This is a genomic window from Bacteroides sp. D2, assembly GCF_025147085.1.
Lineage (GTDB): Bacteria > Bacteroidota > Bacteroidia > Bacteroidales > Bacteroidaceae > Bacteroides.
Genome location: NZ_CP102261.1, coordinates 3563849 through 3588667, shown reverse-complemented (window position 1 = coordinate 3588667; position 24819 = coordinate 3563849). Strand labels below are relative to the sequence as shown.

General features: G+C 37.0%; 20 protein-coding genes and 3 pseudogenes. 16 read left to right on the top strand and 7 right to left on the bottom strand.

The window, feature by feature from the left end; all coding sequences use genetic code 11:
- From NQ505_RS12575 to NQ505_RS12545, 7 genes and pseudogenes are all read left to right on the top strand, one after another.
- Positions 1 to 270 (top strand): annotated as a pseudogene (locus NQ505_RS12575) (type I restriction enzyme endonuclease domain-containing protein); the annotation flags it as partial.
- Positions 263 to 1888 (top strand): DUF4435 domain-containing protein, encoded by a 1626-nt coding sequence (locus NQ505_RS12570; protein WP_009000670.1) that lies wholly within the window; start codon positions 263 to 265, stop codon positions 1886 to 1888. The pseudogene NQ505_RS12575 and the gene NQ505_RS12570, both read left to right, overlap by 8 nt.
- 23 nt (positions 1889 to 1911) lie before the next feature.
- Positions 1912 to 2704 (top strand): annotated as a pseudogene (locus NQ505_RS12565) (AAA domain-containing protein); the annotation flags it as partial.
- 76 nt (positions 2705 to 2780) lie between these two features.
- A complete protein-coding gene (locus tag NQ505_RS12560) occupies positions 2781 to 4007 on the top strand; it encodes a hypothetical protein (RefSeq protein ID WP_009000667.1) in 1227 nt (408 codons plus the stop codon).
- A gap of 222 nt (positions 4008 to 4229) precedes the next feature.
- Complete coding sequence (locus NQ505_RS12555; RefSeq protein ID WP_009000666.1) at positions 4230 to 7061, top strand: type I restriction endonuclease subunit R; 2832 nt, start codon at positions 4230 to 4232, stop codon at positions 7059 to 7061.
- Between the two features lie 15 nt (positions 7062 to 7076).
- Entirely contained in the window at positions 7077 to 8621 is a 1545-nt protein-coding gene (locus NQ505_RS12550) for a type I restriction-modification system subunit M (RefSeq protein ID WP_004302007.1), read from the top strand.
- 52 nt (positions 8622 to 8673) lie between these two features.
- Positions 8674 to 9918, top strand: a complete 1245-nt coding sequence (locus NQ505_RS12545; protein ID WP_259824846.1) for a restriction endonuclease subunit S — start codon at positions 8674 to 8676, stop codon at positions 9916 to 9918.
- Here NQ505_RS12545 and NQ505_RS12540 read toward each other — a convergent pair.
- Positions 9911 to 10468, bottom strand: a complete 558-nt coding sequence (locus tag NQ505_RS12540) for a restriction endonuclease subunit S (protein WP_009000663.1) — start codon at positions 10466 to 10468, stop codon at positions 9911 to 9913. The genes NQ505_RS12545 and NQ505_RS12540 overlap by 8 nt on opposite strands.
- Positions 10469 to 10535: 67 nt before the next feature.
- On the opposite strand from NQ505_RS12540, the gene NQ505_RS12535 reads away from it, so the two are divergent.
- Entirely contained in the window at positions 10536 to 11093 is a 558-nt protein-coding gene (locus NQ505_RS12535; RefSeq protein ID WP_083852341.1) for a restriction endonuclease subunit S, read from the top strand.
- On the opposite strand, the gene NQ505_RS12530 is transcribed toward NQ505_RS12535, so the two are convergent.
- Entirely contained in the window at positions 11086 to 12180 is a 1095-nt protein-coding gene (locus NQ505_RS12530; RefSeq protein ID WP_259824845.1) for a restriction endonuclease subunit S, read from the bottom strand. The two genes, NQ505_RS12535 and NQ505_RS12530, sit on opposite strands and share 8 nt — an antisense overlap.
- Positions 12181 to 12257: 77 nt before the next feature.
- Here NQ505_RS12530 and NQ505_RS12525 point away from each other — a divergent pair, with 77 nt between their 5' ends.
- From NQ505_RS12525 to NQ505_RS12515, 4 genes and pseudogenes are all read left to right on the top strand, one after another.
- On the top strand, positions 12258 to 13184 hold the full coding sequence (locus NQ505_RS12525; RefSeq protein ID WP_009000661.1) for a tyrosine-type recombinase/integrase: 927 nt from the start codon (positions 12258 to 12260) through the stop codon (positions 13182 to 13184).
- A gap of 123 nt (positions 13185 to 13307) precedes the next feature.
- The gene (locus NQ505_RS12520) at positions 13308 to 14159 is read left to right on the top strand and encodes a GIY-YIG nuclease family protein (protein ID WP_008644407.1); all 852 of its coding nucleotides are present in this window, start codon (positions 13308 to 13310) and stop codon (positions 14157 to 14159) included.
- Between the two features lie 93 nt (positions 14160 to 14252).
- Positions 14253 to 14458: pseudogene (locus NQ505_RS26240) on the top strand (XRE family transcriptional regulator); the annotation flags it as partial.
- Between the two features lie 322 nt (positions 14459 to 14780).
- Positions 14781 to 15215 (top strand): DUF6078 family protein, encoded by a 435-nt coding sequence (locus NQ505_RS12515; protein WP_009000660.1) that lies wholly within the window; start codon positions 14781 to 14783, stop codon positions 15213 to 15215.
- Positions 15216 to 15315: 100 nt separating this feature from the next.
- Here NQ505_RS12515 and NQ505_RS12510 read toward each other — a convergent pair whose 3' ends face one another.
- The 3 genes from NQ505_RS12510 to NQ505_RS12500 form a co-directional block, all read right to left on the bottom strand.
- Positions 15316 to 17406, bottom strand: coding sequence for a BT4734/BF3469 family protein (locus NQ505_RS12510; protein WP_083852349.1), 2091 nt, complete (start codon positions 17404 to 17406; stop codon positions 15316 to 15318).
- A gap of 605 nt (positions 17407 to 18011) precedes the next feature.
- On the bottom strand, positions 18012 to 18899 hold the full coding sequence (locus NQ505_RS12505; protein ID WP_009000658.1) for a HEPN domain-containing protein: 888 nt from the start codon (positions 18897 to 18899) through the stop codon (positions 18012 to 18014).
- Positions 18826 to 19128 (bottom strand): hypothetical protein, encoded by a 303-nt coding sequence (locus tag NQ505_RS12500; RefSeq protein ID WP_004301993.1) that lies wholly within the window; start codon positions 19126 to 19128, stop codon positions 18826 to 18828. Before NQ505_RS12500 ends, NQ505_RS12505 begins: the two co-directional genes overlap by 74 nt.
- A 238-nt stretch (positions 19129 to 19366) precedes the next feature.
- Here NQ505_RS12500 and bla point away from each other — a divergent pair, with 238 nt between their 5' ends.
- From bla to NQ505_RS12485, 3 genes are all read left to right on the top strand, one after another.
- Positions 19367 to 20248 (top strand): class A beta-lactamase, subclass A2, encoded by an 882-nt coding sequence (gene bla / locus NQ505_RS12495; protein ID WP_009000656.1) that lies wholly within the window; start codon positions 19367 to 19369, stop codon positions 20246 to 20248.
- 71 nt (positions 20249 to 20319) lie between these two features.
- Positions 20320 to 21732: a GNAT family N-acetyltransferase gene (locus NQ505_RS12490; RefSeq protein WP_009000655.1), complete on the top strand. Its 1413-nt coding sequence runs from the start codon at positions 20320 to 20322 to the stop codon at positions 21730 to 21732.
- Between the two features lie 21 nt (positions 21733 to 21753).
- Positions 21754 to 22281, top strand: coding sequence for a hypothetical protein (locus NQ505_RS12485; RefSeq protein WP_004320672.1), 528 nt, complete (start codon positions 21754 to 21756; stop codon positions 22279 to 22281).
- Between the two features lie 28 nt (positions 22282 to 22309).
- Here the strand turns inward: NQ505_RS12485 and NQ505_RS12480 are convergent, their stop codons facing one another.
- Positions 22310 to 22984, bottom strand: coding sequence for a MarC family protein (locus NQ505_RS12480; protein ID WP_004304823.1), 675 nt, complete (start codon positions 22982 to 22984; stop codon positions 22310 to 22312).
- Between the two features lie 158 nt (positions 22985 to 23142).
- Here NQ505_RS12480 and NQ505_RS12475 point away from each other — a divergent pair, with 158 nt between their 5' ends.
- The gene (locus NQ505_RS12475; RefSeq protein WP_009000653.1) at positions 23143 to 24123 is read left to right on the top strand and encodes a linear amide C-N hydrolase; all 981 of its coding nucleotides are present in this window, start codon (positions 23143 to 23145) and stop codon (positions 24121 to 24123) included.
- 115 nt (positions 24124 to 24238) lie between these two features.
- On the opposite strand, the gene NQ505_RS12470 is transcribed toward NQ505_RS12475, so the two are convergent.
- Positions 24239 to 24703, bottom strand: coding sequence for a MaoC family dehydratase (locus NQ505_RS12470; RefSeq protein ID WP_009000652.1), 465 nt, complete (start codon positions 24701 to 24703; stop codon positions 24239 to 24241).
- Between the last annotated feature and the right edge of the window lie 116 nt (positions 24704 to 24819).

Sequence of the window (24819 nt, the reverse complement as noted above, 5' to 3'; positions counted from 1 at the left end):
ATTGACTGGCAGAAAAAAGAATCTGCCAGAGCCGGAATGCGCAAAATGATAAAGCGGTTGCTGAAGAAATATAAATATCCGCCCGAGGAAGCTGCTAATGCTTTGGAAACAGTCATTCGTCAATGCGAACAATGAACGGATAATGATGATTCAGAACCTCTTTATCAGAAAGCCCCGAAGAAATATGAGTTTCCTGAAAGCAGTTCATACACCATAGCTGCTGAACCAAACATCAAATACAATAATTTATCAGAAAAAAACAATGAGTAACAAGTCTATAATCATACCTGTGAACAATAAACCTACAAAAATTGAGAGTGTACAAAATTTTGTTATTGTAGGCGCAAATGGAAGTGGAAAAAGCCATCTAGGTGCTTGGATTGAACAGCAATCAGCAAATGGAGAAGTCCTTAGAATTTCAGCTCAAAGAGCATTGTCAATCCCGGATAGTATCACTATCAAAAGCGAAGAAGCGGCATGGAATAAAATATATTATGGTGAAGAACTTCACCATGATAAAAATTACAAATGGAATTGGGGGAATGGATTAACTACTAAACTAATAGATGATTATGACAGCGTTTTATCTGCTATCTTTGCCCGTTTAAATAAAGAAGATAGAGCTTATGTTATAGACTGTAAGGATAAAGAAAAAAGAGGTGAAACGAAAGCCGATGTTCCACAAATGATTATAGACAAAATTACTTCTATATGGAATGCTATATATCCTCATAGACAAATTATTCTTGAGGATGCAAAGATAAAAGCCAAAACCACTTCATCAGAGGAATATCATGCCAAAGAAATGTCTGATGGAGAAAGAGTAACAATTTATCTATTAGGTCAATGCCTTATTGCGCCGAACAATATGATAATCATAATAGATGAACCTGAAATACATTTGCACAAATCTATTATGTATCGTTTATGGGATAAAATTGAAGAATTCTGTCCAAACAAAACATTCATATATATAACTCATGATTTAGACTTTGCTGCTTCAAGAAAAGAAGCAACTAAAATATGGGTTAAGTCATATTTTGGCAATAATCGATGGGATATTAAAATATTAGATCCCGATGAAAATATTCCTGATAGTTTAATGTTTGAGGTATTAGGCAATAGAAAACCTGTTCTATTTGTCGAAGGAGAAAGAGGAAGTTACGATAATCAATTATACCCTTTCGTTTACAGTAACTATAACATAATTCCATGCCATGATTGCTCTAAAGTCATAGAAATGACAAAATCATTCAATAATGAGCGAATAAAAAACATGCATAATTACAGCATAAAAGGGCTAATAGATCGTGATTATATGACGGAAGCGGAGATTTCATGCTATAAGGAATCGAATATTTACACTCTAGATGTGGCTGAAGTCGAAAATTTATACCTAATCGAGGATATAATAAAACTAGTGGCAGAGAACCAAGCATTAGAACCTAATGAAACATTTAATCAGGTAAAACAGTTTTTATTCAACAAGTTTAAAGAAGAATATGATTTACAACTATGTTCAATTTGTTCTAGAGAAATCCGCCATAAACTTCAATGTTACACAAAACCTAGTGAAAATACAATGGAAGCTTTAGAGGCGCAAGCACAAAAGATTGTGAATTCTATTGATATTCCGCAAATATATAACCAATCTAAACAGAAAATTGATGCCATAGTTACATCGCAAGATTATGATAACCTACTGAAAATCTATAATCGGAAAAGCTTACACCTCCAAATTTCAGGTATTCTAAAGTTATCATCAAATGAATATCCTAAATTGATTCTGAGAATGATGAAAACGGATAAAAAAGAAAGAATTATAGAAGCGCTTAAAAAACATATGCCAATTTTGGACGAGAAAGAGCCATCCATCGAAGTCATCTAAACTTTATCCCCGATTGGTCATTTGTACCGCAAACCTTGTTACGGGAACATTATCGATGCCATCCTCGAATCATCAACTTCTGTAATCAGAAATTTTATGGTGGAGATCTTGTCATCATGACACGTGATAAAGGAGAAGAGGATGTCATTTGTGCCATACGGACAGCCAAAGGTAACCACTCCCGCAGCCACATGAATCAACGGGAAATAGATGTCATCAAAGAAGAAGAAGTACTACCGAATCTATCTTATGAAACAGATGAAATTGGCGTCATAGCTCCATATAACAAACAAGTAGATGCAGTAAAATCCGCACTTGAAGAGGATATTGATGTCGCAACAGTCCATAAATTTTAGGGAAGAGAAAAGGATGCTATCATTATGACCACTGTCGACGATGTCATCACTTCCTTTTCCGACGATCCCAACCTGCTCAATGTTGCTGTTTCGAGGGCTAAATCACAATTCTATTTAGTCGCATCGGGAAACGAATATCATTTGCCATTTACCACTCTATATGTTGATTCAGGATTATTCTCTGTTGAATGAAGAGGAAAGCAAATATGCTGCAAATATAAATACTCACATTGATTTTCTGATTTATAATCGTGTGAGCAAACAACCGGTATTGGCTATTGAGACGGATGGTTATACATTCCATAAATCAGGAATGAGTCAGTCAGAACGTGATATTAAAAAGGATCGTATTTTAGAGTTGTACGGAATTCCGTTGGTGAGATTGTCTACTATTGGTAGTAATGAGAAGAAAATTATGGAGGATAAGCTAAACGAAATATTACATTTACAAACACAATAATGGAAGTTTAATAAGTATTCAATTGTATCTTTTATTATTCCAGTAAATAGTCCTCTTACAATAAAAATAATATATTATGAAATCTTGTATAATTCCACGCAATGACAGTCTATGTGCACTATGCCCAATAAGGGAAGCTGATAAAACAGGAAGTCATATGGTGCCCAATTTACTTACAGCAGTAACTTTCTCATTTGACGGAAAAACAAAACGTGATCGTGAAATAGTAGAACTCTATCATATAAACAATCCCGAAGACAATGCGATATATTATGGTAGCCAGGTTGCACCTGAAAAAATAGCAGAAGATTTGGGACATGAAATTACAGATGAAGAATTAGAGAAAAACACCAATCTCCTTTGTTACGACAACATCTTTTGCTATCAATGTGAAAATCGTTTCGGAGTATTAGAGACCACATATGGAGAATATTATAAAGGTTTGAAAAATGACATTAATCCACGTATAGCTTATTTATTCTGGTTATCTGTCTACTGGCGAATGGCAATTGGCTATATGGGGATATTCATGGATGGAGAAGACGAATTCGCCCTACGCGATATATTAAATAAAAATATACATTCGTATAATGAAATTATAAACTCGAAAGAAAAACTAGGCGATTATGGATATGTTATTTTTAGAGTAAAAGATGGTATTATTAAAGGAGATTCAGGTATATTGGGGACTCGAACCCCACATTGTCCCTACGTAATATTAGTTGCAGATTACGTTGTTGCATTATTCAGCAATTACAAAAAACTACATAGTAAAGTGCATATTTTTAATTGGGAAATATACAAAGAAGATATAAATACGCCTGATAAACCTTTCGATTATATTGAAATATCTATTGAAGAGTTTTATGAATTCCGTGATAATATTATTGATAATGGATATAATGAAGGCTTAGGTGCAGAACGTGAAAAACTGGCCCGTAAGATTAGGGAATATGAACGATCGCAAGGAAAACCAGTAAACAAATACGAAGTAAAGAAACTTATGGACATGGCGCATTTAGTCGATAGTGAAAATGTACATCTCCGAGTACGCAAATTGTATCGTTTTGAAGCAGCCTATATGAAGATGATTGAAGCCCAAAAGAATGGGATATCATATGATTTCTTAAAAGATCGTCAGCTTATGCTCAACCAAGAAGACATCAACAATTATATTGTTGATTTGCAGAACCTACGTAAGCACAATCATTCAATAGACGGTTTTCCTTTCGCTAAAGAATTTCTAGAAGATGAAACTATAACCTCTTTTGAAGAAATTATAAATAAATATCGTCCAACCTAATTTAGAAAATCATTTCCCATATACTTCAAATAAGTAACCAGAAAGAGAGATTAAGTTTTAAATTACACAAGAGTAAAACGATAAAATCAATGTTTTACGACATAATTTGATAGAAAAGTAAGATATTAAAACTATCTTTTCTTTTTCTGCATTAAAAAAATTGTAACTTTGAGCTCTTTTATCCTTAATCTATTAGATTATGGATTAAAAATACGACAACATATGGTTACTCAAAGTGAACAAGTATTAGAAAGCGGATTAATAAAGACCTTAATGGAAATGAACTATGAATATATTTCCATCAAGGAAGAAGATAATCTGTACGCCAATTTTAAAAAGCAACTTGAGAAACACAATAAAAGAGAACTCTCCCTACACAAGAGAAAACATTTCACTAATAAAGAATTTGAAAAGATCTGTATTTATTTAGAAGGAGGTACACGTTTTGAGAAAGCTAAAAAGCTGCGTGACCTATACCCATTAGAAACAGAAGATGGGGAACGTATTTGGGTAGAATTCTTGAATAAAAATAAATGGTGCCAAAATGAATTTCAGGTATCCAATCAAATTACAGTAGAAGGGAGAAAAAAATGTCGCTACGATGTAACCATCTTAATAAATGGATTACCATTAGTTCAGATAGAATTAAAAAAACGAGGAGTTGAATTAAAAGAAGCATATAACCAAATTCAACGCTATCATAAAACCTCATTTCATGGATTATTTGATTATATACAATTATTCGTCATATCCAATGGTGTAAACACACGCTATTTTGCCAACAATCCTAATGGAGGCTACAAATTTACTTTTAATTGGACAGACGCCGAAAATATACCTTTTAACGATTTAAGTAAATTTGCTTATTTCTTTTTTGACCAATGCAACTTGGGTAAAATGATAAGCAAATATATTGTATTGCACGAAGGGGATAAATGTTTGATGGTACTCCGCCCCTATCAATTCTACGCAGTAGAACGTATATTAGAACGAGTACAGAACTCCAATAAAAACGGTTATATATGGCATACTACTGGAGCAGGAAAGACATTAACATCATTCAAAGCCGCCCAGTTAGTTTCAGAGCTTGATGGTATAGACAAAGTTATGTTTGTTGTAGACCGTCATGATTTAGACACACAGACACAATCAGAATACGAAGCATTTGAACCAGGTGCTGTTGATGGGACCGATAATACTTATGAACTAATCAAACGATTAAGTGGTAATTCTAAAATCATAATTACTACTATTCAAAAGTTGAATTGTGCTATTACCAAAGATTACTATAACAAGTATCTTCAAGAAGTACGCCATCAGAAAGTTGTGATGATTTTTGATGAATGTCATCGTAGTCATTTTGGTGATTGCCATAAAAATATTGTCAAATTCTTCAGTAATCTTCAAATTTTCGGATTCACTGGTACCCCTATATTTGTAGAAAATGCCAAACAAGAGCATACCACAAAAGAAGTATTTAGTGACTGCCTTCACCGCTATCTTATAAAAGATGCTATTGCTGATGAAAATGTGCTAGGTTTCTTAGTTGAATATTATAAAGGTAAAGATGAATCTGGGATTGATTATATGAATGAAGCTCGCATGAAAGAGATAGCCAGATTCATTCTTACAAATTTCAACAAGTCAACAGTTGATGGCGAATTCAATGCGCTGTTCGCAATCCAATCTGTCCCCATGCTATTACAATATTACAAAATATTTAAAGAACTCAATCCTAAAATTAAGATTGGGGCTGTATTTACATATGCAGCAAATAGCAGCCAAGATGACGAACAAACAGGAATGAACCAAGGCTATGCTAATGATAAAGTTACGGCAGATGAGCTACAAGTCATTATGAATGACTATAACAACACATTTGGTACATCTTTCACAACAGATAACTTTAGTGCCTATTATGATGACATAAATCTACGCATGAAGAAAAAAAAGAAGGATATGGAACCTTTGGACCTGCTTCTTGTTGTAGGTATGTTTCTTACTGGCTTTGACGCTAAAAAGCTAAATACACTTTATGTTGATAAGAACTTAGAATATCATGGATTGCTACAAGCCTTTAGCCGAACCAACCGTGTATTAAATGAAAAGAAACGTTTCGGAAAAATTGTATGTTTCCGTGATTTAAAAAACAATGTAGATGCTGCCATAAAATTATTTAGCAACAATAATCCCGCAGACACAATTCTACGTGAGCCCTTTCCTGTTGTAAAAGAAAAGTTTAATGAGTTATCTTTGAAATTTAAAGAAAAATATCCTGATGTACAAAGTATTGACAAATTACAAAGTGAATATGAAAAAAGAGACTTTGTATTAGCTTTCCGTGAAATTATAAAAAAGCGGGCAGAAATGCAAATCTATGAAGACTTCGAATCTGACGACAAAGAATTCATCTTATCAGAACAAGAGTTCATGGATTTTCGAAGTAAATATTTGGATATTACCACCGGGGTAATTAACCCCAATCCTGATGACAAGAAAAATACAGGAGATACAGATGTGCCTCCTTATGGCAAAGATGAAAGAACTCTAGACGATATTGATTTCTGTCTGGAACTCCTTCATAGTGACGTGATAAATGTAGCATATATCCTGACACTAATCAATGACTTAGATCCTTCGAGCAATGATTATCAAGAAAGACGTCAGCAGATTTTAGATACCATGATAAAAGATGCTGTTATGCGTAACAAAGCCAAACTTATAGATGGATTTATTCGTCAAAACGTGGATAATGACAAAGATGGATTTAGCAAATCTAAATCTGATGGTTCAATTGACTTAGAAAGTAGACTGACGAATTATGTTAGTCAACAACGTTATAAAGCTATTCAAGAGTTGGCAGAAGAAGAAGGAATTGATGAAGAAGCCCTCATTAAGTTTCTAAATGAATACGATTTTTTACAGAAAGAAAAGCCCGAAATCCTTCAGGAGGCCGTCAAAAAGAAAAGAATCGGACTAAAAGAACGCCGTACACTACTCAAAAGGATAATGGACAAACTACATTCGATAATAGAATTATTTAACTGGGAATAAAATTACATTAAATATATGAGCGAAGAACTACAACAAAAATTGCGCAGTCAATTATGGACTGTCGCCAATACTTTAAGAGGAAATATGTCTGCTAGTGATTTTATGTATTTCACTTTAGGCTTTATTTTCTACAAATATCTATCCGAAAAAATAGAACTTTATGCCAACGAAATATTAGAAGAAGATCATATTACTTTCAAAGAGGTATGGAATGGCAAGGATGAGGAATTAAAACAGGATGTAAAAGAAGAATGTATTCAAAATCTAGGTTATTTTATAGAACCGGAATATCTTTACTCCACCATCATAGAGCTAATCAGCAAGAAAGAAAATATCTTGCCGTCTTTAGAACGTTCACTCAAAAAAATAGAAGATTCTACAATAGGACAGGATAGTGAAGATGATTTTGGTGGTTTATTTTCTGATCTGGATTTAGCTTCTCCCAAACTAGGAAAGACTGCTGACGACAAGAATAAGTTAATTAGTGATGTATTGATTGCACTAAATGGTATCGACTTTGGATTACAAGAAGCCGGAGATATAGATATTCTAGGGGATGCTTACGAGTACATGATAAGTCAATTCGCTGCCGGAGCAGGAAAGAAAGCGGGAGAGTTTTATACTCCGCAAGAGGTTAGTCAGATTTTAGCAGAGATTGTGATAACAGGCAAAGTACGATTAAAAGATGTATTCGACCCGACATGTGGTAGCGGCTCCCTACTTCTTCGTACAGCTAAAAGTGGCAAAGCCGATTCTATTTTTGGCCAAGAAAAGAATCCTACAACATTCAATCTTTGTAGAATGAATATGCTTCTTCATGGTGTAAAATACAATGACTTTGACATCCAAAATGGAGATACATTAGAAGCTGATGCTTTTGGAGACAGACAATTTGATGCCGTAGTTGCCAATCCTCCTTTTTCCGCAGACTGGACTGCAGCAGATAAATTCAACAACGACGACCGTTTTAGTAAGGCTGGAGTATTAGCTCCGAGATCTAAAGCAGATTATGCTTTTATCCTTCACATGATTTACCATCTCAATGATGGAGGAACAATGGCTTGTGTAGCACCACACGGAGTATTATTTCGTGGAGCTGCAGAAGGAAAAATCCGCCAATTCTTAATTGAAAAGAAAAATTATATCGATGCCATTATCGGATTGCCTGCCAATATTTTCTATGGAACCAGTATTCCAACTTGTATCTTAGTAATAAAAAAATGCCGCAAAGAAGATGATAATATCCTCTTTATAGATGCAAGTAAAGAATTTGAAAAAGTAAAGACACAGAATAAGTTACGTCCTGAACATATTCAAAAAATTATCGATACATATCGTGAAAGAAAAGAAATAGAAAAATATAGCCATTGTGCCACTTTGCAGGAAGTTAAAGAGAATGATTATAATTTGAATATACCTCGCTATGTAGATACTTTTGAAGAGGAAGAAGAAATAGATATCCATGCGGTCATGACTGAAATTAAAGAATTAGAAGCAAAACGAGCAGAACTAGATAAACAGATAGATGTTTATTTGAAAGAGCTAGGCTTAATCCAATAATTTTTGTTCGTTACAAATCCTCAATGTTATTTTCTAGAAAAATAAAATGATTATGGCAAATAATAACAATAAAGATAAGTGCAATGTTCCCCATTTGAGATTTCCGGAGTTTACGGAAGAATGGGAAATATACAAAGTTTCAGAGTTGTTGGATTTCTATTCAACCAATTCTCTGTGCTGGGAACAATTAGAATATGAGACTAATACAGTTCAAAACTTACACTACGGGCTTATACACGTTGGACTTCCAACTATGATTGACTTGAGTAAAGATAAGTTGCCTAATATCAAAGAGGGGAATATGCCTAAAAACTTTGAATTGTGTAAAAATGGGGACATTGCCTTTGCTGATGCTTCGGAGGACACCAATGAAGTTGCAAAAGCTGTAGAGTTTTACGATCTTGATGAAAAGGATGTTGTTTGTGGATTACATACAATTCACGGTCGAGATAATGCAGATAGAACTGTTATAGGTTTCAAAGGCTATGCCTTCTCTTCGGACACATTTCATCATCAAATTAGACGTATTGCACAAGGCACAAAGGTATTCTCAATCAGCACAAAGAATTTCTCCGAGTGTTACATAGGTATTCCCTCGAAAGAGGAGCAAACAAAAATAGTAACTCTATTACGTCTAATAAATGAGCGTATCGCCACCCAAAACAAAATCATTGAGGATTTGAAGAAACTAAAGTCTGCAATTAGTGCAAAATTATTCTCTCAAGAACCAATAGTATGGAATAGATTAAATTCTTACTTTATTAAAGGGAAAGCTGGAGGGACACCCACATCTACAAATAAGAAGTTCTATGATGGAGATATACCTTTTTTAAGTATCAACGACATTACTAAACAAGGTAAGTATATTTGGCAGACAGAAAACCATATAAGTCAAAACGGGTTAGACAATTCTTCAGCTTGGATAGTACCGAAACATAGCTTAATTATGTCAATGTATGCTTCTGTGGGGTTAGTCACCATAAATCAAGTTCCCATAGCTACAAGCCAAGCAATGTTTTCAATGCTATTGAAAGACGAATCTCTGTTAGATTATCTATATTACTATTTGTCCTATTTTAAGCGCAGGCATATTCATAAGTATCTTGAAACAGGTACACAAAGCAATATCAATGCCGACATTGTTTGTGGAATAATGATACCTGATTATGAGTATCGTCACAACATTAAGATTGCTTCTATGTTACAAAGTATCGATGTAAAACTTGATAACGAATCACTCATACTTAACCAATACAATCAACAGAAGCAATACCTGCTCTCGCAAATGTTTATATGAACATTTGCGAGAGTAAATATTGTTTCTGCTTTGTATACTCGGCGAGTAAACTATTATGTGTGGTCAATAGTTTTTGTAACTTTCTGAAAATGATGGAAATTCTTTTTTGTTCATCCAATTTTGGCAGGCGTATTTGAATGTTTCCCATTGTATTGTTCATAAGTTTTGGGTTGGCTAAGTTTATTGAGACATATTTCTTTGTCGCTTCTGCCAAAACCAATGAAACAAAATGAGTATCAAACTCTTTCCTAAGTTTTAACAAACCACAAACATTTGTGCAATTAAATTTTCCATTACGATAAAATACAGTTCCTGCATTTGCACCGTCAGTTGTCCAACTGATGTATTCGCCCTCAAACATATAATCGTCAAGGTAGCCCATAATACCATCATTTGATGTTTGAGAGGAATATACGGGATATGTAGGGTTCTTTTGCTGGCTAATTTCTATGAAGCTAATAACTCTACCACGCCCTATTTGGGCTATATCTTTGATTTTGAATTGTTCCCAAGTTTCGGAATGAAGTAAATTCAAACTAATTGCAGACATTACTGATGTCGTATCCTTAATTAAAGGGCTTATAGATGATATAATAACTCTGGAGTGTGGGCTGTTAGTGACATTTGAAACATTATATAGTAAAGCAGGTGAGGGCGGAACACCCACTACGTCAAATATGGAATTTTATGATAACGGCAATATCCCATTTATAAAAATAGAGGATTTGAACAATAAATATTTATTAACAAACAAGGACTGTATTACAGAGTTAGGACTCAAAAAATCTTCTGCATGGCTAATTCCCACGAACTCCATTATATATTCTAATGGAGCAACAATCGGAGCTATTTCTATAAACAAATATCCTATCTGTACCAAGCAAGGAATTTTAGGAATTATCCCTAATTCAAACATTGATGTTGAATACCTTTATTACTTTATGCGTTCCTCCTATTTCCAAAAAGAAGTTGAACGTATTGTAACAGAAGGTACGATGAAAACAGCCTACTTAAAGGATATAAATCACATAAAATGTCCAATACCTGATTCAGATAAGCAAAAGGAAATTAGTCATGCTCTTTCAACGTTATCGCTTAAAGAAGATATTGAAAATCAACTATTAAAGAAATATCAAATACAAAAACAATATCTATTAAGCCAAATGTTTATATAAACATCTGTCCCAATAGGTAGCGTTTTTGCCAGTTGAACGATGCAAGGATACCTTGTTCCAATAAGAGTTTATTCTCCAATTTGTCAAGCACATTTGCGACACGCTTTTGTTCGGTAATCGGAGGGAAATATATTTTCGCTTTACCATAATCTTTGAAGTAGATATGTGGTATTGCCATACCAGTTTTGTACGGTTGAAAGTTGAACACTGACAGCGCAAAGTACAGATACCGCAAATTATTGTTGCCTATGACTGTAAGATAGTTGAGTGTGCCAATTACCGAAAATTTGCCCTGTGCATAGGAAACTGTACCAACACCTGAACCATCCTTGATTACCAGTATCGCATCACCGTTCATCTGTGGCACATCTGTATAACCAACCAATCCATTTGCGCCAAATACTTTATACAATCCATTCGGAATAACTTCGCTTTCTTGAAGTGCAGAACTATGACACTCTAAACATTGCGAAATTGCAGTATTAGGTTTTCCTTTAGTCGTTAGCGCAACCGCAAGCCCTTTAATTAGGGATTTTAATTTGTCAATGATTTTGTTTTGGGTGGCAATGCGCCCATCTATGAGAGACAATAGATGAGTTATCTTCCTTTGCTCCTCAATGTTGGGATAATAAACTCTAATCTGCTTTAAGTTTTCACCATATAGGTGTACAACAGAAACACCTTGGGCAACACGAGCAATATCTTTTTTACGAGCACCATTAAGTTGATAGGCGAAGAATCCTCCATCATCATATTTGAGTCTTATGATGTTCAAATCGCCACCCAGCAGGATGTTATTAAACAGAACACATCGAGCTGTTGATATGTCAATAGCTGTTTCCCCAGAACATGGGATTATGACATCATTTGCCTTACTTTTAACCAATGGAGATGAATCCAACTCTGTTCTACTATATACCTCATTTATAATTTCAGACTTGTATTTGGTATAAAGTTCACCATACAATATACAAGGAGAACCTTGCTCTGATAATTGGTCTTTTGATATTCCACTGCCTTTTGTTATCTCTGCGATTTTGCCAAGTGTAGTTTCTTTCCACTCCCCACTGAACTCCGGAAATCTCAAATGGGGAACATTATAGCAATTATATCCTCAATGTCCCGTAGCTTTACCTTGTTTTGTTTAACTAAAAATATATAAGTATGATTCAAAAAAAAACTATCAAAGAAATTTCCGTACTTTGGAAAGAAGACAAAAAGCAATATGTAAAACAATCGACATTTGCTGCGTATGTACTAATTCTTGAAAATCACATTTATCCGACATTTGGAGAAATGTATGAGTTAGAAGAAAATAAGGTACAGGAATTTGCTCTTCAGAAGATTAATAATGGGTTAAGTAAAAAATCCATTAAGGATATTTTAATTGTATTGAAAATGATATTAAAATTCGGAGTAAAACATGGATACTTAAATTATAAAGAATGGGAAATCAGATTTCCAACGGAAGATGAGAAACAACATTTAGAAGTTCTTAGTATCTCACATCAAAAAAGGATCATGAGTTTTATCCAAGAGCATTTTACATTCAAGAATTTAGGAATTTATATTTGCCTTAGCACCGGACTACGAATAGGAGAAGTATGTGCTTTAACGTGGGATGATATAAACATAGAATTAGGAATAATTTCTATTAAAAGGACAATTGAACGCATCTATATCATTGATGGAGAGAAAAGACATACAGAACTTATTATCAATACTCCAAAAACTAAAAATTCCATTCGTGAGATCCCAATTACAAAAGAATTAATCAGAATTCTAAAGCCATTGAAAAAGATAGTGAACGGCAACTATTACATTCTAACAAATGAAGAAAAGCCTACAGAGCCTAGAACATATCGCAATTATTACAAGAAACTAATGAAAGATCTAAATATTCCAGAACTAAAATTTCATGGTCTTAGACATAGTTTTGCTACACGTTGCATAGAAAGCAACTGCGACTACAAAACTGTAAGTGTTATTTTAGGCCATTCTAATATAAGTACAACACTTGATCTTTACGTTCATCCCAATATGGAACAAAAGAAAAAATGTATAGATAGAATGATTAAAGGATTAAAATAATCCACGTAAAGGGGAAAAGTCAATTTCTTTTTCCCTTTATAACTTTTTCTTCATATATTTGTACTCAAGCTATCCAAATCGGAAAGCTTATCCTAAAACTACTAATCTTAAAAACAAATTACTATGGCAATCATTAAAATTGGAGAACTATTAAAACTTAGAGGGTTAGATATAAATAAAAGAATCAAGTTAGTTAGGCATAAAGACGCACGCCAGAAACAATTCATAAATGGAGTAGAAGTAGAAGGTAACCCGTATGACTGGTATAGAAATGATAAAGACAAATTTATAGCATATCAAAGTGAGCAGCATAGGGATGTATTTAAAAATGTCGATTATATTGTTTCCTTTATTGGAGAAAACGGCACTATTGCCCGTTTTATCGGTATTTACAAAATTGAAGGCCCTGACAACGAACGCAACACTAACAAATATTGCTATAAAATAACTGAAGTAGAAGGCTTTGATGAACTAAAAGAACGTATCATTATAGACTGGGGGCCTTCAACCATATCTTGGCATCAATGGCTTAATGATAAAAATGATAAAGAGATTATTGAAATTACTCCAGGATTTGACCATATTTTCCCCGGATATGAAAAAATAGCTCTAACCCTCGCACAGCTAAAAAATATAATATTAGAAAAAGAATATCCTGAATGGAAAAAAATGCTTTCTGCTGTAAACTGTATTTATATAATAACAGACAGAAAAACTGGAAAAAATTATATAGGTTCAACATATGGGAAAGAAGGCATTTGGGGTAGATGGAAAGAATATGCCAAAACAGGAGGACACGGAAACAATGTAACCTTACAAAAATTATACGATCAAGACAATAGCTATCCTAATAATTTCTCTTGGTCTATCCTTGAAACATTATCTATTAGCATTAGTAGTTATGAAGCCATAAATATCGAGAAATGTTATAAGCAAAAGTTAGGTACCCTAGCTTTTGGCTTAAATAATAATTAATGATACAAGAAATAGTTAGTTAATCGAAAAATTGCAAGGCTGTCAAAGGCGCATTGACAACCCACAATTAACATATTGTACGAATCCTCAAATGTTACCACCGACGGATTGAAAGAGTATAACGAAGAAACGGTTTTATATAACACAAATAATTTTTATGAGAATTGCGGTGTAAAAATGCAATTGGTAATAACCAAACATTCAATAATTTTCCCATAGAACAAACGATTGAACTCTTTGAGAAACTGTTAGAGAAACAGAAAGAACAATTTGAGAGCTTAAAAAAGAGAAATAGATGACCTTTATAAAACACTCAACTTCGTTTATAACAATTATTTCCCTAAGGAAGTTGTAGATGAATTAATTTCCTCAAAGAACAAAGAAATTGATTGGCTAAAAATAGAGATAAAGAACCTTAAACAAGAAAGAGAAACCTTGCTGCAAATAATTAGGGATATGTATTGAGTATCCCTAATTACCAAATGTTGATAAGAAATCCCCATAACATACAAATAAAACAATCCCAACGCTTCCCATTCCCAAAATAAAGTCCTACTTTTGTGAAGAATTCTGTTTGCTATATTTACAACGGTATTTCACAAATAAAATAAACCCTACAAGATGAAAGAAGAACCCGATAGCCTGTCTGTCCCCTACAATTTTGCCCGTTGCTTCAACGCTCAATGTCCACAAGCCCCCAAATGCCTGCGCCACATAGCTACACAACTTGATACAGCCGACAACCTATATATCACTATCATTAATCCGGCACGTTATCCTGCGGATGGAAACCAATGCGAATGTTTCAAGACTGCTGTCAAAGTTCATGTGGCATGGGGACTAAAACGGTTGCTCGACAGAATCCCTTATGAGGATGCAGTCAGTATCAGAATACAATTAGTGGGACACTACGGGAAAACGGGATATTATCGGTTCTATCGTGGAGAACGGGGGCTTATGCCTAAAGACCAAGCCTATATAAAACAACTGTTCCGCAATAAAGGGATAAAAGAAGAACCAACTTACCAACGTTACACAGAAGAATATATTTGGTAAGTTGCTGTCATCTGTCACAGTTTAGGAGTTAATAGTTTAGTAATGAACCGATAAGCCCGTGACAGCAAGAGGTGACAGCAGGGTGATGGCATTTTTGCCGTCACCTGGTTATTAGTCTTACGACATGATAAAGAGTACCGCTACGCGTATGTTTGGAAGGTATTTCTTGCTTTTTCAGTATTCTTCCGAAGGAATTAACCCTCTTGACAGACATCGGGATTGAACTGCCTTTTTGAATATCCTCCATAATCTCCGCTGGAGACAACCACTCCCCTTCTTCAGGCTGTGCGGCACGGAAATAACGGAAGAAAAGTTGCTCTTCCGGCGGGACTTGTTCAAATTCACGGTTGTTTTCCACCATGATCTTTTCTTCCTCCTGGTCGAACCAGTAACGTTCGCCATGTTCCAATTCGTACATAGCTTGTGCGTAAAGCTGCTCATAGTCTATCGGACGGTTGGTGTCAATCACTCCGGTCACTTCGATACAAATAAAACGACGGCTGCCGGAAGGGTCGGTCAACAGGTCTTTCTGGTTACTTGTAGCTATGAATGAGGCGTACCGACGCATTTCAAGCACGGCACTGCCATGAGGTTTCTTCACATTCAGTACAGGCTTTTGCAGAATATGTTTCAGAAAGCCTTGTTGTGTCGAACTCACCTGGTCAAATTCATCGATATTGATAAGCGCAAAACGATTGAGGTAAAGTTCAGCATCTTTCTTTCGGGAGAAATCAATGCTGTCAGTATAGTAGGAACGCTCGGAAGGGGGCATTATGCTCCGGCAAAAGGTGGATTTACGTGTTCCTTGTGGTCCGACGAGTAAGGGAGAAACACTGTTTGCATACTTTTTATTGCTTCCTTTCCAATGAGAAACCATATTGAGGAACCAACGGTGGAACAAATCCATCCAATACGGATTCTTACAAGGGACGGTGGCTGCCAATGCACGAATACGGTCTTTACCGTCCCATGCGGGAAGCCGGTAGAGAAAATCTTCCAACGGGTTGAATACAGGCACGCGATTGGAGTAAATATAACGGCTAATATCCCTGTCCCACAAGGGGATGCCTTCCATTTGTGCATCCAAAGCAATGCTGTTCAACGCACGTTTGTCGAGAGGATTGAAGCGGAAACGAAAAGAAAGCCTTTCACGATATTCTACCTCACCAATTTGGGTATTATGGCGGAATTCATAGCGGCGTTTCATGAATTCTTCAGTCTGCAAGGCGAGTTGCTGCTCTTTGCTTAGGCTGATATTCTTGCCGAAGCCTTTGCACTCGGTATATATATTGCCAATCATTTGCCGAATAAGCTCTTCTTGTTTATACATATAGAAGTGGAAAACGGTACGTCTCACGACTTCTTCTTGCGGAAGTCCCGAAGCAAAACAGTTTTTAGCCAGTTGAACGACTAAAGGATGCCATGTGCCTTCACGCAATTCAAGTCCCGCTTCCCGAAGATCGGCATACGCTTTCCGAAAAGCGGCTTCGAAAAGCATCAGGAAGGCATTTTCCGCATCATATCCCGGTACGGCACGGGTCAATGGAGATTTCTCCGCCTGAACCGCTTCACGGAAAGTGGTTTCTTCGGGCATTGATGATGGTTGAGAGAGATAAAATTGGACTGAATCCGGACGATATATGATATCCGGATCGTGGGATAATCGCGAATATTGTTCCAAAGTCGGTTCTTTGGGAAGTATATCGAATGGGATCTGGGGCTGATAACATTTCACAGCCAATCGATAAGCATGGGCGTGGAATAATTCCGCTTCTTCCCGTGTATTGGGAAGCGAGTTGTCCGGTCGGGTAAAGGTAGTCCATATTTTCACCGTTTTGCCACTTGAACCCATAAAAACACAACGGGTTTGTGGTTGCTCACAGGCTTTTTGTTTCACTAAAGCGATTTCCGACTTATTAGACAAGGGACCGATGGTCAGTTCTACAATACCGTTGTAGTTTTTCATCTGTTTCTGACCGTTTACTTTTCGGAATTCGGCAGCAGGAATTATTTGAGGAAGTTTATTGGCAAACATACACCGTTCATCGGGAAGGGTATATCGCAAATGCTCTCTGAATGTAGAAACAGGACGGGATTTTATTTCTGTCTTTATCTTATTTACCAGTATATCAAGATCCATTACGCTGAGCGCTATCGTATCTTCATTCTTACGAAATTGAGTAATTTTCATTAATTTGATAATAAATTGTTTTGTCAGCGCCTTTGTGATCGTTGAGACTGCTAAATTACTCATATTATTCGGGACCGACAAGAAAAACAATATTTTAATATAGAAAATTATTGATATATCAAGTGCCTATTTAGCCGAAAGAAACGGGATCATTATCACTCAATTACGGTTCAAGTTATTTTTCTCTGCTTGAAACTAAAGTTTCAGCTAGGAGAAACTCTAGTTTCATCGGCAAGAAACCAATAGTTTCAAGTAATTGGAACTAGAGTTTCAAGCGTATGAAACTAGAGTTTCAAACCGCAGAACCAACAGTTTCACGCCTTGAAACCGTTAGTTTAAAGGCAGGGCACAACTCATAAGTACGGGGATAATAAATTGAACGACTTATCTTTCTATAGCTGATACTATCAAATTCCAAACAGTATCTTTGATTTTTTCTTTGTTTTTTGGGGTGACAGCATTATTGCTATCACACTGCTGTCACCTTGTGCTGTCACGCTACTAAGTTCTTATACTCTGCAAGTTAGATTATAATCTGTGACAGATGACAGATATATTTTGTTTTTTATTTCATAGGAGGGCTAGTCTTATTTCACAGGGGACAATTATTCCGTCATCGTATCATATTCCACAATCTTCTCCTTACATAAGCGTTCAGTAATATTTTTCAGAATATCTACGCGGGAAATAAGATATTCCAATTGTTCTTGCGAGATACTGAAATCTTTGTTATAGCGAGCTTCAATGTAAGAACGGCATAATAAATCAAAACATTCTTTCTCTGCATCCGTATTTTGAGGAAAGACTGTAGTTAATTCCATAGAAAAACGTTTCACCATCCCACCAAGTTCTTTGATTTTATGACTTTTTGGGCGATAGTTTGTAAAGACCATCAGGATACAATTATAAAGTTTCTCACACGTCTGATGAAGAAGAAAAGCTGAAATCTTAGTTTGTTTCTTAGGCAAATAATATTCTTTCACCCCTTCTAAAAGCCCGCAAGCATATGGATATAATTCATCAAATTCTTTTTGCGCAATATCCCGAATCTCCCTAAAGCTCAACTTACGTGGTTTAGCCAATTCACATTTACCACTATCGTAAAGCATGATACCCTCCTTTACTATATCCGTAAAGAAATACTGGCTGACTTCCAAATTGCGGTTTACCGTATTAATATGCTCTACTATAAATTGCGGAAAAGCATGACGGCGGTCTGCAAACAAGTCATGATATTTATTCGTAATACGGTGTAATTTCTCTTCCACTTGCTTAGCCGGTCCGGTTATGACCACAAGAATATCATAATCACTCTGATAGGAAGTATGCACACCGAATTCTATATTACTATCCCATAAAACATAGTTTCCCCTTGCATAACTTCCGAACAGGATAACCATCTGACAATTCCTGATGTCCTTACGCACTAAATCCAGCAAGACTGTCAATTCTTCCTGCGTACGTTTGGGTAAACGTTTTATAGACTTTTTCATAACCAAGCTTATTTGATAACCTTACAAAGGTACGAACTTTGCTATCTCCAAACAACAGAGATGCAGAAAATATTTCCACATTATAATCATCCGTACCCTCTACGGTTGCAGTGCATTCACTAGGTGAAATTTCTTCCAGTTCAGAAACGGTATCCGTATCATAATATTCTTCCCCGCGCATCAACATCTTATAAGGGACAAAATTCTCAAAATTACCCAGTGTAATCATATTACTAATTTAGTCCTGTATATATCCTTCCTGTTCATACGCTTTCCCATATTTATGAATCATTGCAACCAATGGACTTAAACGTTCGTCAGAAACCAACATGGCCCTATAACACATTATACAACTATAAATTTCAAGTAAGAATTTGCAAAGGCAATTACTATTTATACCTTTGTGACTTCAACAGAAAATATGATTTCAATAGAGAATTAGTAACCCGTTAAAAGAGAAATTGATTATGCGTTCATTCATAGTATTTCTTTGTTTGATCCCCACCCTCCTGTTTGCCCGACAAACTCAACTTGAGACACAGTTGAAAGAAGCCATCAAAGGAAAGAAGGCCGAAATAGGAATAGCCGTCATCATTGATGGAAAAGATACGGTAACTGTCAATAATGATATTCACTATCCACTGATGAGCGTATTCAAGTTTCATCAGGCATTAGCATTGGCAGATTATATGGGAAAACAGAAGCAATCGCTGGAAACCCGGTTACCCATTAAGAAATCGGATTTAAAGCCGGACACTTATAGTCCGCTTCGAGATAAATATCCGCAAGGAGGAATTGAAATGAGTATTGCCGACCTCCTAAGATACACACTTCAGCAGAGTGATAACAATGCTTGCGATATTCTTTTCAACTATCAGGGTGGTCCGGATGCTGTGAATAAGTATATCCATTCACTAGGAATTCGGGAATGTGCCATCGTCGGTACAGAAACTGCCATGCACGAAGACTTGAACCTATGTTATGAAAACTGGACTACTCCGTTAGCCGCAGCCGAATTAGTGGAAATATTCCGTAAGAAGCCATTGTTTCCCAAAGTGTACAAAGACTTCATATTTCAAACAATGGTAGAATGTCAAACCGGGCAAGACCGTCTGGTTGCTCCGTTGCTCGACAAAAAAGTAACCGTAGGTCATAAAACCGGAACTGGAGATCTTAATGCGAAAGGACAACAAATCGGTTGTAATGACATCGGTTTCGTACTTTTGCCCGGTGGACGTACTTATAGTATAGCTGTCTTCGTGAAGGATTCTGAAGAAAATAATCAGGCGAACAGTAAAATTATCGCTGATATTTCCCGTATCGTTTACGAATATGTAATGCAGCATTAAGATGGAGACAAAGTACGTTCGGTACGAATGAAGATTGAAACAAAGTAATAGAAATTAGAAAATTCATTTATATGAAACTACATCATATCGCTATCTGGACTTTTCGTCTGGAAGAATTAAAAGAGTTCTATGTCCGCTTCTTCGGAGGAAAAAGCAACGAAAAATATATCAATCCCAAGAAAGGATTCGAGTCCTATTTTATCTCCTTTGGAGAGGGAACAGACTTGGAACTGATGAGCCGTACAGATGTACAGAACACTCCCATTGAAGAAAACAGGGTTGGACTGACACACTTTGCTTTCACCTTCCCCAGCCAGGAAGAAGTATTACGCTTCACCGAACAAATGCGTTCGGAAGGATATACCATCGCCGGCGAACCGCGTACTTCGGGAGACGGATACTTTGAAAGTGTAGTCCTCGATCCTGACGGAAACCGGATTGAGTGCGTATATCGGAGAACTGCAAACGAATCGAAAAACAAAGCAAGACAGGAAACTGAAACAGAAAGTATTCCCCCCGTGACGCTCCATACAGAACGTTTATTTCTCCGCCCTTTCGAAGAAAGAGATGCAGAAACGTTCTTCGCTTGCTGCCAGAACCCGAATCTGGGAAACAATGCCGGATGGCCGCCCCATCGTACGTTGGATGAATCCCGCCGGATACTTCATTCCACATTTATCAACCAAGAGGGGATATGGGCAGTGATACTAAAAGATACGAAACAGCTAATCGGTTCCGTAGGAATTATCCCCGATCCTAAACGCGAAAATCCGCAAGTGAGAATGTTGGGTTACTGGCTCGACGAATCTTATTGGAGCAAAGGATACATGACTGAAGCAGTGCAGGGTGTCCTCAACTATGGCTTTGAAGAATTGCGGCTTAGCCTCATTACAGCGACCTGTTATCCGCACAACAAACGTTCACAGAAAGTACTGAAAAAGAACGGTTTCATCTATGAAGGTACACTTCATCAGGCAGAACTGACTTACAACGGAAACATCTACGACCACCAGTGCTACTACCTGCCCGGCATCTCCCAACCTACTCCGGAAGACTATGATGAAATCCTCCATGTATGGGAAATGTCCGTTCGCCACACGCATGATTTCCTGACGGAAGAGCATATCCAATTTTATAAACCACTGGTGCGGAAGCATTATCTACCCGCTGTTGAACTTTTTGTCATCCGGAATGCCAACGGAAAGATTGCCGCCTTCATGGGATTGAGCGACGAACTGATCGAAATGTTATTCGTACACCCCGACGAACAGGGAAAAGGATATGGCAAACGATTAATGGAATATGCAAGAGACAAAAAGCAGATGGATAAGGTGGACGTAAACGAGCAGAATGAAAAAGCACTCCAGTTCTATCTCCATTTGGGATTCCAAGTCATCGGCAGAGATGAAACGGACAGCATGGGTAAACCTTTCCCTATTCTTCATTTGCAACTGCCGGAAGCTGATTCCGCTAATAGAGATTAATTTCCCAAAAACGAAAGCTACATGAACCTACGTGCAAGATTATCCGAACGAGTACACATTGAAGATATCAGAGAGGTACTCCACTTTATACAGGATGATGAACGGCTTAGAGAAGAAATCTACCAACTGATATTCGACGAAGACGCTATCGTCTCCTATCAGGCATTGTGGGTATGTACTCATTTCTCAAAGGCAGATGTAGCATGGTTGAGCCGGAAACAAGAAGAATTGATCGACGCTGCCATGACCTGCCCACACTCGGGAAAACGGAGAATGATCCTGAACCTGATATGCCAGCAACCTGCCGCCGATCCGCCACGAGTGGATTTCCTCGATTTCTGCATGGAACGCATGATATCCCGCGAGGAACCACCGGGCGTACAATCGCTCTGCATGAAACTGGCTTATCAACTGACACGCTCCATCCCGGAACTACAACAGGAACTACGCACAATACTGGAAATCATGGAGCCCGACTTACTGGTTCCCGCTATCCGTTCCGTACGGAAAAATACCCTGAAAGCCATGAAAGCAAAGAAAAACAGATAATTTCTATCGCTTTTATCTCACCGTTCAATTAGAGTATATTCAGATGGAATATCTGGGATATACCCGTCACCGAAATCTGGATACCGATGCAGAAAGTGAAAAAAGCAACGAGCTTATTAATGATTTGATTTCCCACCGGTCCCAACCTCTGAATAAACCTCTGTCCTTGTGAAAGGAATACATAAAAGATGGCCGCCATACAAATAATGACAAGCGCAATGACCAAATAATTAATCCCAGTTTGCAACAATTTGCCTTTAACACTGGCAGACGCCATCAAAGTAAAGATAACCGATATACTGCCCGGCCCGATACTGATAGGAAACGTGATGGGATAAAATATCTTCTGCTCGATGTTTTTCCATCTGAAGCCGTCTACATTCTTACTGGCTTCTTCTTTATCAGACGAACCTGAATCGCCCAACAGCTCCATTGCCGTCTTACAAATCAATATTCCACCTCCCAACTGAATAACAGGAATAGCCAAACCGAAAATCAACAGAAACAAATGCCCTATCACCAATGTCCCTACACCGATCATTATAAAATTGAGCGTCAGCTTCTGAATGGCTGCTTTCCGTTGTTGAGGATCGAGGTCTGTAAAGAATCCATTGACGACAAAACCATTCCCCAAAGGATTTATCACCGGAAACAGCGCCATAAACGATGACGAAAATATGATGAGAAGATTACTTAATGACATAATACCTGTTTTTTGATACTTTATTAATATCTGATATGTATCTAAAACATAAATGGAACGTTATTGTTTTGAGAATATGCTTTTGCGAGAGGAATCCGCATCGGTTGAATACCTTGTGAAAGCAGCTTATAATAAACCTTTAACTAGAAATTAAAATTATGTGTACAAGAGTCGTTTATTCGGAAAAAAATGGAATGGTAGCAACCGGCCGGTCTATGGACTGGAAAACAGAAATGCACAGCAATCTTTGGGTATTTCCCAAAGGTATGGAAAGAAATGGAGAAACGGGAGCCAACTCCCTGCAATGGACGTCCAAGTATGGCAGCGTGGTAACTTCGGCTTTCGAGATTGCCAGTACAGACGGGATGAATGAAAAAGGATTAGTTGCCAATCTGTTATGGTTACCCGAGACGGAGTATCCGGTCAGAGATCAAAGTAAACCGGGACTTGCCATTACTGCATGGGTGCAATATATGCTGGATAACTTCGCCACCGTAGACGAGGCTGTCGCTTTCATTGATGAAAACACTTTCCAAGTGGTATCGGACCTGATGCCGGATGGTTCCCGCCTGGCAACCTTGCATTTATCTATTTCCGACGCAACGGGCGATTGTGCGATATTCGAATATACGGGTGGAAAGCTGACTGTTTACCACAGCAAGGAGTACAAAGTAATGACCAACTCCCCTACCTACAACAAGCAACTGGCACTAAACGAATACTGGAAATCAATAGGAGGATTGAGCTTCCTGCCCGGAACCAACCGTCCGTCCGACCGTTTTGCAAGAGCCAGTTTTTATATCAATGCCCTGCCCCAAACAGATGATGTGAGAATGGCCATAGCAAGCGTATTCAGCGTTATCCGTAATACTTCTGTTCCTTATGGCATATCCACTCCCGAATTTCCGGAAATTTCCACCACACAATGGAGAACGGTATCGGATAGTAAGAATTTGCTCTACTTCTTCGAATCAAGTCTGACACCTAATACATTCTGGGTAAACTTACGGGAAACAGACTTGTCGGAAGGAGCTCCGGTACTCAAATTATCTATCGCCAACGGTGAAACTTATCATGGAAATGCAACGAAAGAGTTTAAACCGGCACAGCCGTTCAGATTTATGGGAGTAAAAGGATAAAATTATCCCCGGAAACGATCCATCTGAAGCACATCCCAAAAGTTTTTGTATCTAACTTTTGAGACGTATTTCAATCATTTCCGGGGATAAAATCTGTTTCTTTAACAGCTTGCCATTAATTGAAATAATAAAGGAATACAGCAATTCCTTCCAGTGCCTTCTTTGGTTGGTCTTTTATTTCGATAGCAAACTTAATTTCCGCTTTTGCCACACCACGCAGATTGGTCAATGAGTGCAAAGTAGTTACCAGACGCACGCTCTGTCCTGACAATACAGCCTGACCGAATTTCATCTTATCCATACCGTAGTTAATCATCATTTTCAGGTTATTCACCTGAATAATCTGATTCCACAGATAAGGAAGCATAGACAATGTCAGGTAGCCATGAGCAATCGTGCTATGATAAGGGCTATCTACTTTCGCACGTTCCGTATTTACATGAATCCATTGATGATCCAGCGTTGCATCAGCAAAAAGATTAATACGTTCCTGCGAGAGTTCCACATAATCGGAAACACCTATCTGTTGGCCTACTAGTTTTTCGAATTCTTCATACGAATTGATAATTACTTTTTCCATAAGTCTTATCGTTTTTATGGGGGTTATTTACTATTAAATTGGGGACAAAAATAGGAAAAATAAACTGATATGCCACCAAATTTATAAATAAAAGCAAGGAATGAAGTATTTAGGTA

What these genes read in the sequence shown, in the direction of transcription:
- NQ505_RS12570 (WP_009000670.1), top strand. Translation starts at nt 263, where the DNA reads ATGAGTAACAAGTCTATAATCATACCTGTGAACAATAAACCTACAAAA.
- NQ505_RS12560 (WP_009000667.1), top strand. Translation starts at nt 2,781, where the DNA reads ATGAAATCTTGTATAATTCCACGCAATGACAGTCTATGTGCACTATGC.
- NQ505_RS12555 (WP_009000666.1), top strand. Translation starts at nt 4,230, where the DNA reads ATGGTTACTCAAAGTGAACAAGTATTAGAAAGCGGATTAATAAAGACC.
- NQ505_RS12550 (WP_004302007.1), top strand. Translation starts at nt 7,077, where the DNA reads ATGAGCGAAGAACTACAACAAAAATTGCGCAGTCAATTATGGACTGTC.
- NQ505_RS12545 (WP_259824846.1), top strand. Translation starts at nt 8,674, where the DNA reads ATGGCAAATAATAACAATAAAGATAAGTGCAATGTTCCCCATTTGAGA.
- NQ505_RS12540 (WP_009000663.1), bottom strand. Translation starts at nt 10,468, where the DNA reads ATGTCTGCAATTAGTTTGAATTTACTTCATTCCGAAACTTGGGAACAA.
- NQ505_RS12525 (WP_009000661.1), top strand. Translation starts at nt 12,258, where the DNA reads ATGATTCAAAAAAAAACTATCAAAGAAATTTCCGTACTTTGGAAAGAA.
- NQ505_RS12520 (WP_008644407.1), top strand. Translation starts at nt 13,308, where the DNA reads ATGGCAATCATTAAAATTGGAGAACTATTAAAACTTAGAGGGTTAGAT.
- NQ505_RS12515 (WP_009000660.1), top strand. Translation starts at nt 14,781, where the DNA reads ATGAAAGAAGAACCCGATAGCCTGTCTGTCCCCTACAATTTTGCCCGT.
- NQ505_RS12510 (WP_083852349.1), bottom strand. Translation starts at nt 17,406, where the DNA reads ATGAAAATTACTCAATTTCGTAAGAATGAAGATACGATAGCGCTCAGC.
- NQ505_RS12505 (WP_009000658.1), bottom strand. Translation starts at nt 18,899, where the DNA reads ATGAAAAAGTCTATAAAACGTTTACCCAAACGTACGCAGGAAGAATTG.
- NQ505_RS12500 (WP_004301993.1), bottom strand. Translation starts at nt 19,128, where the DNA reads ATGATTACACTGGGTAATTTTGAGAATTTTGTCCCTTATAAGATGTTG.
- bla (WP_009000656.1), top strand. Translation starts at nt 19,367, where the DNA reads ATGCGTTCATTCATAGTATTTCTTTGTTTGATCCCCACCCTCCTGTTT.
- NQ505_RS12490 (WP_009000655.1), top strand. Translation starts at nt 20,320, where the DNA reads ATGAAACTACATCATATCGCTATCTGGACTTTTCGTCTGGAAGAATTA.
- NQ505_RS12485 (WP_004320672.1), top strand. Translation starts at nt 21,754, where the DNA reads ATGAACCTACGTGCAAGATTATCCGAACGAGTACACATTGAAGATATC.
- NQ505_RS12480 (WP_004304823.1), bottom strand. Translation starts at nt 22,984, where the DNA reads ATGTCATTAAGTAATCTTCTCATCATATTTTCGTCATCGTTTATGGCG.
- NQ505_RS12475 (WP_009000653.1), top strand. Translation starts at nt 23,143, where the DNA reads ATGTGTACAAGAGTCGTTTATTCGGAAAAAAATGGAATGGTAGCAACC.
- NQ505_RS12470 (WP_009000652.1), bottom strand. Translation starts at nt 24,703, where the DNA reads ATGGAAAAAGTAATTATCAATTCGTATGAAGAATTCGAAAAACTAGTA.